This window comes from Pseudarthrobacter equi (assembly GCF_900105535.1).
In the GTDB taxonomy this organism is placed as follows: Bacteria; Actinomycetota; Actinomycetes; order Actinomycetales; family Micrococcaceae; genus Arthrobacter; species Arthrobacter equi.
In genome coordinates, this window is the sequence record NZ_LT629779.1 from 1,292,531 (window position 1) to 1,305,418 (window position 12,888).

A 12,888-nucleotide genomic window follows, 5' to 3' on the forward strand; every position below is an offset into this window, starting at 1 on the left:
CGGGCTCCTGCCCGGGGCGCGCTTTTGTTTCCCGGTTCGCGCCGGATGTGCCGCTAGATCTTTCCCACAGGGAGCTTCTTTTCCGCCTGGAAGACATCCTCGACCCGGCCCTGGGCCCAGTAGCCGGACAGCGAGACCTGGCTGCGCTCAAGTCCGCGCTGGGCGAAGAAGACATCCCGCAGCGCCTTCATGTAGCCGCGCTCTCCATGGGCAAAGACGTCCACGGTCCCGGAAGGCCATTCCGCGCCGGCCACGGCGTCCACGAGCAAGCGGCTGGCGCCGGCCGGTTCCCCGTTGCGGGCCAGCCACTGGACCCGTACTCCGGCCGGGGCGGAAACGGGCTGGATGTCCGCCTCGGTATCCACTTCAAGGAACGCCAGCCCCGTGGCGTCCGCAGGCAGGGCTTCCAGGCTCGCTGCGATGGCCGGCAATGCGGCTTCGTCACCGGCGAACAGGTACCAGTCGGCGTCCGGGTTGGGGTTGTATGCGCCACCGGGGCCGGTGAACGTCAGGGTGTCGCCGGGTTCCGCAGCAGCCGCCCACGGCCCGGCCAGCCCCTCATCCCCGTGGACTACGAAGTCGATGGAAAGCTCGCGCGCCCCAGGATCAACCCGGCGGATGGTGTAGGTGCGGGTGGTGGGCCACTGCTCCCGCGGCATGGTTTCGCGGATGGTGGCCAGGTCAAAGGAGGCGGGATACTCCACACCGGGCTGCGGGAAGATGATCTTGATGTACCGGTCAGCAAAGCTGTTGTTCACGAAATCGGCGAAGCCGTCACCACCGGCCACAATCCGCACCATATGGGGGGACAGTGACTCCCTCCTGAGCACCGTGAGGGTGACCTGGGGGCGGCTCTTTTTCGGGGTGCCGGCAGCGGCGGGAACAGTGCTCATAAGGCAAGCCTAAGCTAGGGCAAAGGCGGGAGTTCCCAGGTTACGGCCTCGGCCCCCTGCTCCTGCAGCAGCCGGTTCACCCCGCTGAAGGGCCGGGAACCGAAGAAGCCCCTGGACGCCGACAGGGGGCTGGGATGCGCGCTGGACACCGCCGGCCGGCCTCCCAGCAGCGGGCGCATCGATTCGGCGTCCTTGCCCCACAGCACCGCAACCAGCGGCAGGGGCGACCCGTCTGCAGACGTGCGGGCCGCGAGGGCGGTGACGGCCGCCGTCGTAATCCTCTCCCAGCCCTTGCCCCGGTGCGATCCGGCCGCCCCGGCGCGGACACTCATGACCCGGTTCAGGAGCAGCACGCCCTGGCCGGCCCAGGCGGAGAGGTCGCCATGGATCCGCGGCGGCAGGCCAAGATCGGCTTCCAGTTCCCGGTAGATGTTGGCAAGGCTGCGGGGGATGGGCCGCACCTGCCCGTCCACGGCGAAGGAGAGGCCGACGGCGTGTCCCGGCGTGGGGTAGGGGTCCTGCCCGACGATCAGTACTTTGACGTCCGCCAAGGGTTGGCGGAAGGCACGCAGGACGTTCGACGGCGCCGGGAGGACGTGGTGCCCGGCGGCTTCCTCCGTTCCCAGGAACGCGAGCACCTGCCGGAGTTCGGCTTCCACGCCGGCAAGGGCGGCCGCCCAGTCCGGGGCAACAAGCTGCTCCAGCGGCTGCCGCGCAAGGTCAGCGAAGCCGCCGCCGGGAAGGGGCTCAGGTTCCAGTTCGAACAACGCATCTGATTCAGCCACCGTCCCATTCTTGCAGGGCGCCTTACGTGCGGAACGGGGCCGGTGGCCGGAGCGGGATGCCAAATGACAAGGCTGTTATTCGTCCGTAGCATGGGGGTGAGACATTTTCCGTAACCAGCGAAGGAGTGCGCCGTGGCTGAACCGGCCCGGGAACATCTGACCGGTTACCCGCCGGAGGGCGGCGGGGGAGACGGCGAGGCCAACTCACTGTTGGCGGACTTCACCCTCAAGGATTCTCCGCTGACCGAGCGTGAGCAGCAGATCCTTGCCCTGGAGCGGCAGTGGTGGAAGTACGCCGGAGCCAAGGAACAGGCCGTCAGGGAACTTTTTGACCTCTCCGCAACGCACTACTACCAGGTGTTGAATGCCCTGATCGACAGGGAAGATGCGCTGGCCCACGATCCCATGCTGGTTAAGCGATTGCGTAGACTACGTACGTCGCGCCACCGTGCACGCACCGCGCGGCGCCTGGGATCCGACGCCTAGGACGCCCCGCCTTTTCAGCAGCCACCAGCAAGGATCCATCCCACCATGACCAAATACGCCCGCGATGAATTCGACAAGGTCCCGGAGACGGCGTCGCGACAAGGTGTCCACCGGACGGCCACCGCACCGTCCCGCGTGCGGCTGTGGCCCATCCTTGCCGTTGGCATTGCTGCCCTGGCCATCGGCCTGGTGTCCTTCCTGATCCTTCCCAAGCTGGGCCTTGGCGGTACCGAAAGCCAGGCCTCGGCTGTCGTGTCCGAGGCGCCGCTGGCTGACACAGGCGCCACGCCTTCCGCCGCTGCGGACAAGGCGTCCGAACCGTCGGCAACGGCCCAGCCCTCCACGGATCCCAGCGCCGAAAGCACCACTGAGCCGGAACCCGGGCCCAGCGCCACAGAGTCTGCCGGGCCGGAACTGGACAAGACCCAGCCGGTAGCCGTTTACAACGCTGCCGGAACATCCGGACTCGCCAGCCGGGTGGGCGGAACGGTGAAGGCGGCAGGCTGGACGCTGGGGCAGGTGGGCAACTGGGCCGGCGCCCCGCAGCAGGGCTCCACGGTGTACTACTCCGGAGCGGACCAGGCAGCCAATGCGCGCGAGCTGGCCAACCTGCTGGGCGTGCCCACCGTAGTGGCAAGCACCGATTTCCAGGTGCCGTTGGTGGTCGTCCTGGGTCCGGGCTACCGCTAATCCTGGACAAAGTGCCGGCGGTCACGCCTGAATAACGTTTACCGCCGCTCCTGCCGGCCCGCCTGCAGGACTGGGCAGCCTTTGGCTAGAGTGAAATCCAGGCCTCTGCCCGGTCCCTGCAATGCACGTCAACGCCGCGGCACCGCAGCAGGGGTCCTCCGGTCTCAACGGAAAGAGTGGGTCATCATGGCACTGGGAACCGTCAAATGGTTCAACGCCGAAAAGGGCTACGGCTTCATCACCGTGGACGGCTCCGGGGACGATATCTTCGTGCACTGGTCGGCCATCCAGGGCGAAGGCTACCGGGCGCTCGATGAGGGCCAGCGGGTGGAACTTGAAGTCGGGGAGGGCGAAAAAGGCCCGCAGGCCGAAAGCGTCCGGCCCGCCGAGTGATGCATCCTTCCCGCCCGGCGGCCCGCCGTCGACCGGTGCTTGCCGCATCACTTGCTGCCGTCCTAGCCCTCAGCGCCTGCTCCGGAGTCACCGGCAATGCCCGCGTGGACACCGTTGAAGCATCCGGGGACGGTGTCCTCCGTGTAGGGCTGATCCTGGACAACGCCGGGGACAGCAGCTTCCTCAATACCTCCCAGCTCGCTGCGGCCCAGCTCGCCGTACGGGAAATCAATGCCGCGGGCGGCCACAAGGGCAGGCCCGTGGAACTCCTTCCCGTCCAGGCCGGCGGGGACACTGCCGCGCAGGCGCACGCGCTGGTCTCCGACAAGGCGGACGTGGTGATCGGCCCCACCGATTCAAGCCACGCCACCGAGGCCATCGATGTCCTGTCCCGGGCGCGGACACCGTTGATATCGCCCGCCAACACCGCCGCAGGCCTCAGCAGCGCCGAGTCGGGCGGCTACTACTTCCGGACCACGGCCGCGGACGTTGCGCAGGGACCCGTCCTGGCCAAGCTCGCCAAGGACGGGGGCGCCAAAACCATCGCCATCCTCCACCAGGAGGGTACCTACGGCAAGGAAGTTGCTGCCGCAGTCGCCGACGCCGCCTCAGGGGCCGGGCTGCAGGTCCTGGACAACGCCGGGTTCGCTGCCGGCGAGGCCGGGGACGCCGCCCGGAAAGCCGGGGCCGCGAAGCCGGATGCCGTCGTCGTGGTTGCCCGCGAAGGGTCGCAGGGGGCACTGGCTGAGCTCAATAACGCGGGGGTCTCCGGGGCCAGCCTGCTGCTGAGCGATGGAGCATTCGCGCGCTACGGATCGAAACTGGGCACCAAGGCGCTGGACGGCGCCAGGGCCGTTGTGTCCGGTCAGCTTCCCAGCGCCGCCTTCCAGGCCCGCCTGTTGGGTGTGGACGACGGACTGAAGGATGTCTCGTATGCCGCGGAAACGTTCGATGCGGTGACTCTTGCCGCCCTGGCGGCGGCGCGTGCGCAGGATGACGCCGGCCCCTCCATTGCTGCCAACCTCGTGGCAGTCTCCGGCGGGACCGCCACGGAATCCCAAGCCACGGCAGCGGCGGCCTGCACCACCTACAAGGACTGCCTGCCCGGCCTCGCCTCAGGGGGCGGCATCAACTACGACGGCGAGTCAGGTCCCATCGCGTTCGACACCAACGGGGACATCACCTCCGCCACCTTTACGGTCTTCACCTATGGCAGCGACAACATTCCGACGGCCACCGGACACGAAACCGCCGGCCGCAACGGCAGCTGATCGCCCTCGGCGAATACGGGCCCCAAACGCGTCCCTGGGGGTCTCTTTCGCTTGCACTCTCACCGGGGGAGTGCTAATTATTGAGTTAGCACTCTGACGCACCGACTGCTAAAGGCAACGCCCGGTTCAGCCGGCGGCGCCCGGCACCGGCCGAGGAGCGAAGAAACACCTTACTGGAGTGAGGTTCCCACGCGGAGGCATACAGAGGCCGCCGTTCAGGAACCGTCCGTCGCGGGCACTGCAGCTGAGGTTCATTCTTAACGACTGTCCCGAAAGGACTATTGCCGTTATGGCCAAGATCATTGCATTTGATGAAGAGGCACGCCGCGGCCTTGAGCGGGGCCTGAACATCCTCGCCGACGCCGTTAAGGTCACCCTCGGCCCGCGTGGACGTAACGTCGTCCTCGAAAAGAAGTGGGGCGCCCCCACGATCACCAACGATGGTGTTTCCATCGCCAAGGAGATCGAGCTGGACGATCCCTACGAGAAGATCGGCGCCGAGCTGGTCAAGGAAGTTGCCAAGAAGACTGACGACGTCGCAGGCGACGGCACCACCACGGCTACCGTGCTGGCCCAGGCCCTCGTCAAGGAAGGCCTGCGCAACGTTGCAGCCGGCGCCGACCCGCTGTCACTCAAGCGAGGCATCGAAAAGGCCGTCGACGCCGTCACCGCCGAACTGCTGAACTCCGCCAAGGAAATCGAAACCAAGGAAGAGATCGCCGCCACGGCCTCCATCTCTGCCGGTGACGATGAAATTGGTGCCCTCATTGCCGAAGCCCTGGACAAGGTCGGCAAGGAAGGCGTCATCACCGTCGAGGAATCCAACACCTTCGGCCTGGAGCTGGAACTCACCGAAGGCATGCGCTTCGACAAGGGTTACATCTCCGCTTACTTCGTCACCGACGCCGAGCGCCAGGAAACGGTCCTCGAGGATCCGTACATCCTGATCGTCAACTCCAAGATCTCCAACGTCAAGGAACTGGTTGCTGTCCTGGAAAAGGTCATGCAGTCCAACAAGCCGCTGCTGATCATCGCTGAGGACATCGAGGGCGAGGCCCTGGCCACGCTGATCGTCAACAAGATCCGCGGCACCTTCAAGTCCGTAGCCGTCAAGGCTCCCGGCTTCGGCGACCGCCGCAAGGCCCAGCTCGCAGACATCGCCGTCCTCACCGGCGGCCAGGTCATCTCCGAGGAAGTCGGCCTGAAGCTGGAGACTGCCGGCCTGGAACTCCTGGGCAAGGCACGCAAGGTTGTCGTCACCAAGGACGAGACCACCATCGTCGAGGGTGCAGGCGACGCCGACCAGATCGCCGGCCGCGTTTCCCAGATCCGCGCCGAGATCGAGAACTCCGACTCCGACTACGACCGCGAGAAGCTGCAGGAGCGCCTGGCCAAGCTGGCCGGCGGCGTTGCAGTCATCAAGGCCGGTGCCGCCACGGAGGTTGAGCTCAAGGAGCGCAAGCACCGCATCGAAGACGCAGTGCGCAACGCCAAGGCTGCCGTTGAAGAGGGTATCGTCGCCGGTGGCGGCGTGGCCCTCATCCAGGCCGGTGCCAAGGCATTCGCCAACCTGCAGCTCTCCGGCGACGAAGCAACCGGCGCCAACATCGTCCGCGTTGCCATCGACGCCCCGCTGAAGCAGATCGCCTTCAACGCCGGCCTCGAGCCCGGCGTTGTGGTTGACAAGGTCCGCGGCCTGCCCGCAGGCCACGGCCTGAACGCAGCAACCGGCGAGTACGTCGACCTGCTGGCAGCCGGCGTCAACGACCCCGTCAAGGTGACCCGCTCTGCCCTGCAGAACGCGGCATCCATTGCCGGCCTGTTCCTCACCACCGAGGCTGTTGTTGCCGACAAGCCCGAGAAGAACGCTGCCCCCGTTGGCGGCGGCGACGAGATGGGCGGCATGGGCGGCTTCTAAGCCTCCCCGCCGGGACCTGTCCCGCTGAAACACGAATGCGGCCCCCTCTTCTGAGGGGGCCGCATTTTCCGTTTCCTGTGCTGCCGGAATTACTTCTTCGCGCTGGCGAGCATTCCTTCGACTTCCTTCTTGAAGGCGTCGGCGGCCGCCTGCGGAGTCAGCCGGTCATACAGCACTTCGTCGGTGTAGCGCTTGATCACGTTCTGCACGCTGCCCGCACCCACCGGCGGAACAGGGGGTGCTTCCTTGATGTCCGGAGCGATGTCCTTGAGGAAGGACACCACGGTGGTGTCGGCTGGCTTCAGGCTGGGCGTGATGCTTTCCACGATCGCAGCGTTGGTGGGCACACCGCGGTCCGTCATCAGGATGGCCCCCGCTTCCGGGCTGTTGGTGAGGTAGTCGATGAAGGCGGCCGCTTCCTTGGGATGCTTGGAGCGGGACGAAGCGGACCAGAACATGGTGGGCTTGTAGTACATGCCGTTCTTGGCTGACGCGCCGTCCTGGCTGGGCGCACGGAGCATCTTGATGGGGCTGGCCGTGGTGGACTCCAGGGAGCCGAGCTGGTTGGTCCACCACCAGGCCATGCCCACGCGGTTGGTGCCGAAGAGGCTTTCTTCGAGGCCCGCACCGGAGTCTTCCGTTGCTACCGTGGCCGGAGGGCTGGCCTTTGAATCCCGCTGCTCCTTCAGCCGCTCCCAGAACGATGCTGCGGTAGCGGTATCGAAGTCCAGCTTCCCGTCCTGCGAGTACAGGTTCTGGCCATGCTGGCGCAGCCAGATGATGAGGTCCGCCTCATTGCTGCCATAGGCCGCGCCGTACGTCTTACCGTCGCCGGAGGCGCTGATCTTGGCTGCAATGTCCAGGAACTCGTCCCAGGTCCACTTTGTATCGTCCGGGACCGGGACGTTGGCAGCCTCGAAGACCTTGGTGTTCGCCATGATGACGTAGGCGTTCTGCCCGGTGCTGAGGCCGTATTGGGCGCCATCATACTGTCCGGAGGCGAGGGCCTCCTTGTCCAGCTTGGACGTATCGACTCCCTCCTGCTTCGACAGGTCAAGGAGTGCGCCCCGCCCGCCGTACTCCGCGATGTACTTCTGGTCCATCTGGATAACGTCCGGCGCATCATTGGCAGCGGTCTTGGTGGCCAGCTTGTCCCAATAGCCGCCCCATTCGCCGGGCTCTGACTCGATCTTGATGTTGGGGTGGCTGGCTTCGAAGGCGTCAATGACCTTCTCCGTCTGGGCGTTGAGGTATTCGTTGCCCCACCAGGCAAACCGCAGTGTGACCTGGTCGCCGCTGCCTGAACTGCCCGAGGCGCCGCAGCCTGTTGCCAGCAGCGTAATTGCCAAAGCTGCACCTCCCAGCTGGAACCTCCGGCGGCTTACGGTTGGAATCGTCATCGATGTGCCTTCCTGAAATCTTTGCGCTTTCCCCGGGCGTTGCGCCGGCATCCGTGCCGTTCCGCCAGAGTGAGAAAGCGTTTTCTCATTCGATACAGTGATTGTGTCCTTGTTGGTCACGGGCAGTCAATAGTTTTGGGTAAACGTTTTCCCAAATTGTTTCCGTCATCCTGTTGGGCTTTCCGCTTTCCACACGGTCCCGGCTGTTCCCGGCGGCGTTCAGGCATTGTCGGGCCGGTCTGGCAGGATGGACCGGTGACGATTACTGCAGCGGCTGACGGTTCGGCCTTGGGAAACCCTGGCCCTGCCGGATGGGCCTGGTACGTGAATGAGGAGTGCTGGCGGGCGGGCGGGTGGCCCCACGGAACCAACAACCAGGGCGAGTTGATGGCAGTGCTGGACCTGCTGCGCGCAACCGCGCACGTCCGGCAGGAGGATCTCCACATCCTGTGCGACAGCCAGTACGTCATCAACTCGATCACCAAGTGGATGCCCGGCTGGAAGCGGAAGGGCTGGCGCAAGGCAGACGGCAAGCCGGTCCTCAACGTTGAGCTCCTCAAGGAACTCGACCGTGAGCTTGCAGGGCGCAAATACACCTTCGAGTGGGTAAAAGGACATGCCGGCCACGACCTCAACGAGGCAGCCGACGAGCGGGCCAGGGCGGCAGCAACGGCTTACCAGCAGGGGGTTGCTGCCCGATCCGGGCCGGGATTCCCGGGCCACCAGCACGAAGCCGGAGGCGGCGCGACAGCGCAGGCCGGCACGCAGACTGCCACCGCACGGGTTGCCGCAGAGCAGACGTCCGATCAGCGCGCAGCATCGCAGCGCTCGGCGGCGCAACCTGCCACATCGGAGCGTGCAGCATCGCAGCATTCAGCACCGCAGCGCTCGGCAGCGTCCCCAGCTGCCGCACGGCCTGCCGCCAAGGCCGAGCCGGACCTGTTCACAGACCCGGGACTGTTCGGCGACCCGAAGCTTTTCAGCGAACCGGACCTCTTCAGTGAGCTGGGCAGCGAAGCCTTCGACACCGAACCGGCCGCGGCGGAGCCATCGGCTGAAGCGCAGGTGGAGGAACTCGAGCGTGAACTCCTGGGCCCCCTTGTCCGCGGCGACATGGGCCGCACGGCCGTACTGCTGCACCCCGACTTCATGGAGATCGGCAGCTCAGGCCGGGTCTGGACCCGGGATGCCATGATGATGGCCCTGGAGGAGGACCCGGGGGAGCGGACCGACATCGAGATCCTCGGGACCGACCGCATCGGCACCAGCGCTGTACTGCTGACCTACCGAAGCTTCGCCCGCTCCGGCACCACCCTGAGAAGCTCACTGTGGGTCCTCGACGGCGGCCGCTGGCGGCTGCGGTTCCACCAGGGCACGCCGGAGGCATAAGCGGCCTAACTGAAGCGCTGCGTGTTTCCCTGTTCCGCCTGCGCGTAGGTGGCGGCCGCGGAGGCCAGCGCCGCATTGATGGAGGCCAGCGAGGCCTCCACCCTGCCCTGCGTGATGGTCCACTCGGTGATCAAGGCCTGGAAGTTTGTGGCCGCGGAGCCCCGCCAGGACCCCTGGAGCTCATCGAGGCCGCGCTTCATGGTCTGGACGTCGGTGCTGATCCTGTCCACGGTGGCCTGGACGCTGGCCGACTTCAGTTGCAGCAGTTCGGTATCGACGGAGATGATGCTCATGGCTGTGCCTTTCGCTCGCGGCGGGGCAACGCAGGTTGCCCTGGCCCGGCTGGTCCGGGCCGCTGAAACGAGCCTAGGGACGGGCAGGACGGTGGGCCACGGCCACGGAGCTATATGTGGATAACCTTGCCGTCGCTGACCTCGTCCTCGCTGTCCGCCGCGGCCTCGTCCCGGTACGGCAGGCTGACCACCATGGTGGCGCCCCCGCCCTCTGTCTCCTGTACGCGGACCGACCCGCCATGTGAACCAACAATCGCGGCAACGATAGCCAGGCCCAGGCCGCTGCCGCCCGTGTCCCGTGTACGCGAGGTATCTGCGCGGTAGAAACGCTCGAAGACCTTGGATGCGTCTTCCTCGGAGATGCCCGGGCCGTGGTCCCGCACCTCAACCACGGAGCGCGCCTGCCCGTCCACCGTCCGCACGCCGACAGCCAGTTCAATGGGGCTGCCTTCGGGGGTGTAGCGCAGGGCGTTGCCCACAAGGTTTCCCAGCACCTGCCGGATTTTGGCCTCATCGCCGAGTGCCGGTGCCGGCTTGGCCGGTCCGTCGTCGAGCCCGGCGAGCGAGATCACGCGGGACCGGTCGCTGGCCTGGGTGTCCACCACCGCGTCATGTGCGAGGAGCTGCAGGTCCACGGGCTTTTGCTGCAACGGCCGCTGCTCGTCCAGGCGGGCCAGGAGGAGGAGGTCCTCCACCATGGATCCCATGCGCTTGGCTTCGCTTTCGATCCGCCCCATGGCGGTGGCAACGTCCTCGTCCGTGGTCAGGGCTCCGTGGCGGTACAGCTCGGAGAAGCCGCGGATGGTCACCAGCGGGGTCCGCAGTTCGTGCGACGCATCGGCAGCGAAACGCCTCATCCGTGCCTCGGACGCAGTGCGGGCTGCGAAGGCCGTCTCGATATGCGCCAGCATCGCGTTCAGTGAGCTGCTGAGCCGGCCCAGCTCGGTGGCCGGGTTCTCGACGTCCACGCGGCGGGACAGGTCTCCGGCGGCGATGGCGGCGGCGGTCTTTTCCACCCTTGCCAACGGCCGGAAGGAGCGCGAGACGGTCCAGCTGGCAATCAGTGAGGCGAGCAGGAGCGTCAGCAGGCCGACGCCCGTGACCACCAGGGTGGCATGCTTGAGGACGTCATCCACGCCTTCCAACGGAAGTCCGATGACCACCACCGCCGGGCGGTTGTTCGAAAGCACCGTGACGGCAACAACCCGCCAGTTCTGGCCGTCGGTACCGCCCACCTGGAACGGGACGCGGCCCCGGGCCTGGGCCTGTTCGGTGGTGATGGATTTGATGTCCGGGTGGTTGTCGGCGTCGCCGCCGAGCCGGAGGGGCTGCTGGTCGGCGCCATAGAGCAGCAGCGAATAGTCCGTGGGGACCTCCGGGCTGGAGCCCTGCAGCTGTGAAAACGACTGCTGCTGCTGGGCCAGGTCGACTGCGGCGTTGAGCTTGTCATCCACCTGGCCCTGGAGGTAGCTGTGCAGCAGCGCCAGGGTCCCTGCCCCGGTCACCGTCAGGGCGACAATGAGCAGGGCCATGATCATGGCCACCAGCTGCGTCCTCAGGGATGAGGACTTCCACCGTTTCAGCAAGGTCAGCGCTTTTCGGCCGTCCGGAGCACGTAGCCCACGCCGCGTTTGGTCTGGATCAGGGCAGGGGCCTCGGGATCGATGTCCACCTTGCGGCGCAGGTAGGAAATGTAGGACTCCACGATGGAGGCGTCGCCGTTGAAGTCGTACTCCCAGACGTGGTCCAGGATCTGCGACTTGGACAGCACACGGTTGGGGTTCAGCATCAGGTAACGGAGCAGCTTGAACTCGGTGGGGGAGAGTTCAATGACGGTGCCGCCGCGGCGCACTTCGTGGGCGTCGTCGTCGAGCTCGAGGTCGCCCACCCGGATGACGGCGTCGTCGTCGAGGAGCGGCTGCGTGCGGCGGAGCACGGCGCGGATGCGCGCCACCACCTCGTCGAGGCTGAACGGCTTGGTGACGTAGTCGTCCCCGCCCACGGTAAGCCCGGTGACTTTGTCTTCGGTGTCGTCCTTGGCGGTGAGGAACAGGACCGGGAAGTGCTTGCCCGAGGCACGCAGCCGGCGGGTGACGGTGAACCCGTCCATGTCCGGAAGCATGACGTCGAGGACAGCCAGGTCCGGCGCGTGGGCGTCGGCGGCTGCCAGGGCGTCGCGGCCGTTGGCCGCGGACACTACTTCGAAGCCGGCGAACCGCAGTGACGTGGACAGCAGCTCACGGATGTTGGGTTCATCGTCAACAACGAGGAGCTTCGCTTCGGGGCCGTTCTTGTTCATGTTCCCATCATGCTCCCAGTCTCTGGGAGTTGTCTGGATGTTCCATGGAAGAACGTTGCGTATCTTCGGCGCGGCCGCAGGCGGAATCCTCCCATGCCCGAAAGAGGCGGGAAATGCTCCCACCTGCCGCGCGGGCCCACAAGGGTGGAGTGCCCCCTCCCAGCCGCCGGCTTCCCCCTCTTTTACGGCCCGCCCCACTGCCTCCTACCCGTCCGCGCGGGCGTTCCCCACGTGTCGCCGGGGGCTGTTTACAGTGCCTTAAACGCCGCCGTATGGTGCTCATCTAGGAAGGTTGCGGGCAGCCTTGGGCAAGGGAGGATCAGCACGATGAAGAGCAAATTTGCCACCATGGCCCTGGGCGCAGGAGCCCTTGTCATCGCCCTGCTGGCGGGCGGCCCCACGCAGGCCGCGCAGGCAGCCGACGAACCCCTGGTTGGACTGACGTTCGACGACGGGCCGTCGCCACAGCGCACGGCTTACGTCCTGGATGTCCTGAAGGCGAAGAACGTGAAGGCAACGTTCTTCCTGCAGGGGGCCAACGCGCAGCTGTACCCTGACCTCGTGCGGCGGATCAAGGCCGAGGGGCACGTCATCGGCAACCACTCGTGGAACCACGCCGATTTCCTCGAGATCAGCCAGGCGGACCAAAAGCAGCAGATAGACAGCACGAATGCGGCCATCCGGGCCGTGACAGGTGAGACGCCCCGCCTCATGCGGTTCCCGTTCGGCAACAGCACCCCGTACGCAGCGAGTTACCTGCGGACCATCGGCATGAGCGGCGGGATCCTCTGGCGTTGGCACATCGGCCAGCCCGGTGACTTTGAGTGCCCGGGGGCTGCCGGAGTCCAGAAGTTCGTCATGGATGAGGCAGCACCCGGGGCGATCATCCTGCTCCATGATGCCGAAGACGTCCTGGCCTGCCCGGTTTCACAGTGGACATACCTCGCAACCACCATCGACGCGCTGCGTGCCCAGGGCTACGAATTCGGGGTAGTGGCTCCCTCCGCCACCGCCAACCCGCTCAACGAGGGCTCACCCGCCGTAGTGGTTCCCCCGGCCGGCTCCTAGCCG

13 protein-coding genes are annotated in these 12,888 nt (G+C 66.3%); 7 read left to right on the top strand and 6 right to left on the bottom strand.

Features of this window, described 5'->3' with window-relative positions; genetic code table 11:
* Positions 1-53: 53 nt before the first annotated feature.
* Together BLT71_RS05880 and BLT71_RS05885 are read right to left on the bottom strand one after the other, a co-directional pair.
* Positions 54-893 carry a siderophore-interacting protein gene (locus BLT71_RS05880; protein WP_091718406.1) on the bottom strand — a complete coding sequence of 280 codons (840 nt, stop codon included), beginning with the start codon at positions 891-893 and terminating at the stop codon, positions 54-56.
* 14 nt (positions 894-907) lie between these two features.
* Positions 908-1,678: a uracil-DNA glycosylase gene (locus BLT71_RS05885; protein WP_091718408.1), complete on the bottom strand. Its 771-nt coding sequence runs from the start codon at positions 1,676-1,678 to the stop codon at positions 908-910.
* 132 nt (positions 1,679-1,810) lie between these two features.
* Between BLT71_RS05885 and BLT71_RS05890 the strand changes: the two genes are divergently transcribed.
* The 5 genes from BLT71_RS05890 (at position 1,811) to groL (ending at position 6,436) form a co-directional block, all read left to right on the top strand.
* Entirely contained in the window at positions 1,811-2,164 is a 354-nt protein-coding gene (locus BLT71_RS05890) for a DUF3263 domain-containing protein (RefSeq protein ID WP_091718410.1), read from the top strand.
* A gap of 45 nt (positions 2,165-2,209) precedes the next feature.
* Complete coding sequence (locus tag BLT71_RS05895) at positions 2,210-2,854, top strand: LytR C-terminal domain-containing protein (protein ID WP_091718413.1); 645 nt, start codon at positions 2,210-2,212, stop codon at positions 2,852-2,854.
* A 186-nt stretch (positions 2,855-3,040) separates the two neighbouring features.
* Positions 3,041-3,247, top strand: coding sequence for a cold-shock protein (locus BLT71_RS05900; RefSeq protein ID WP_015936110.1), 207 nt, complete (start codon positions 3,041-3,043; stop codon positions 3,245-3,247).
* Positions 3,247-4,518: an ABC transporter substrate-binding protein gene (locus tag BLT71_RS05905; RefSeq protein ID WP_091718415.1), complete on the top strand. Its 1,272-nt coding sequence runs from the start codon at positions 3,247-3,249 to the stop codon at positions 4,516-4,518. Before BLT71_RS05900 ends, BLT71_RS05905 begins: the two co-directional genes overlap by 1 nt.
* A 289-nt stretch (positions 4,519-4,807) precedes the next feature.
* Positions 4,808-6,436, top strand: coding sequence for a chaperonin GroEL (gene groL / locus BLT71_RS05910; protein WP_091718417.1), 1,629 nt, complete (start codon positions 4,808-4,810; stop codon positions 6,434-6,436).
* Between the two features lie 89 nt (positions 6,437-6,525).
* Here the strand turns inward: groL and BLT71_RS05915 are convergent, their stop codons facing one another.
* The gene (locus BLT71_RS05915) at positions 6,526-7,836 is read right to left on the bottom strand and encodes an ABC transporter substrate-binding protein (protein ID WP_091718419.1); all 1,311 of its coding nucleotides are present in this window, start codon (positions 7,834-7,836) and stop codon (positions 6,526-6,528) included.
* Positions 7,837-8,091: 255 nt separating this feature from the next.
* Between BLT71_RS05915 and BLT71_RS05920 the strand changes: the two genes are divergently transcribed.
* The gene (locus BLT71_RS05920; protein WP_091718421.1) at positions 8,092-9,225 is read left to right on the top strand and encodes a ribonuclease HI family protein; all 1,134 of its coding nucleotides are present in this window, start codon (positions 8,092-8,094) and stop codon (positions 9,223-9,225) included.
* Between the two features lie 5 nt (positions 9,226-9,230).
* Here the strand turns inward: BLT71_RS05920 and BLT71_RS05925 are convergent, their stop codons facing one another.
* From BLT71_RS05925 to BLT71_RS05935, 3 genes are all read right to left on the bottom strand, one after another.
* Positions 9,231-9,518 carry a WXG100 family type VII secretion target gene (locus BLT71_RS05925; RefSeq protein ID WP_091718423.1) on the bottom strand — a complete coding sequence of 96 codons (288 nt, stop codon included), beginning with the start codon at positions 9,516-9,518 and terminating at the stop codon, positions 9,231-9,233.
* Positions 9,519-9,628: 110 nt separating this feature from the next.
* Positions 9,629-11,104: a sensor histidine kinase gene (locus tag BLT71_RS05930; protein ID WP_172829912.1), complete on the bottom strand. Its 1,476-nt coding sequence runs from the start codon at positions 11,102-11,104 to the stop codon at positions 9,629-9,631.
* 2 nt (positions 11,105-11,106) lie between these two features.
* The gene (locus BLT71_RS05935) at positions 11,107-11,817 is read right to left on the bottom strand and encodes a response regulator transcription factor (protein ID WP_056083743.1); all 711 of its coding nucleotides are present in this window, start codon (positions 11,815-11,817) and stop codon (positions 11,107-11,109) included.
* A 327-nt stretch (positions 11,818-12,144) separates the two neighbouring features.
* Here BLT71_RS05935 and BLT71_RS05940 point away from each other — a divergent pair, with 327 nt between their 5' ends.
* A complete protein-coding gene (locus tag BLT71_RS05940; protein ID WP_091718425.1) occupies positions 12,145-12,885 on the top strand; it encodes a polysaccharide deacetylase family protein in 741 nt (246 codons plus the stop codon).
* Positions 12,886-12,888: the final 3 nt, after the last annotated feature.

What these genes read in the sequence shown, in the direction of transcription:
- BLT71_RS05940 (WP_091718425.1), top strand. Translation starts at nt 12,145, where the DNA reads ATGAAGAGCAAATTTGCCACCATGGCCCTGGGCGCAGGAGCCCTTGTC.
- BLT71_RS05900 (WP_015936110.1), top strand. Translation starts at nt 3,041, where the DNA reads ATGGCACTGGGAACCGTCAAATGGTTCAACGCCGAAAAGGGCTACGGC.
- BLT71_RS05895 (WP_091718413.1), top strand. Translation starts at nt 2,210, where the DNA reads ATGACCAAATACGCCCGCGATGAATTCGACAAGGTCCCGGAGACGGCG.
- BLT71_RS05925 (WP_091718423.1), bottom strand. Translation starts at nt 9,518, where the DNA reads ATGAGCATCATCTCCGTCGATACCGAACTGCTGCAACTGAAGTCGGCC.
- BLT71_RS05935 (WP_056083743.1), bottom strand. Translation starts at nt 11,817, where the DNA reads ATGAACAAGAACGGCCCCGAAGCGAAGCTCCTCGTTGTTGACGATGAA.
- BLT71_RS05880 (WP_091718406.1), bottom strand. Translation starts at nt 893, where the DNA reads ATGAGCACTGTTCCCGCCGCTGCCGGCACCCCGAAAAAGAGCCGCCCC.
- BLT71_RS05905 (WP_091718415.1), top strand. Translation starts at nt 3,247, where the DNA reads ATGCATCCTTCCCGCCCGGCGGCCCGCCGTCGACCGGTGCTTGCCGCA.
- BLT71_RS05915 (WP_091718419.1), bottom strand. Translation starts at nt 7,836, where the DNA reads ATGACGATTCCAACCGTAAGCCGCCGGAGGTTCCAGCTGGGAGGTGCA.
- groL (WP_091718417.1), top strand. Translation starts at nt 4,808, where the DNA reads ATGGCCAAGATCATTGCATTTGATGAAGAGGCACGCCGCGGCCTTGAG.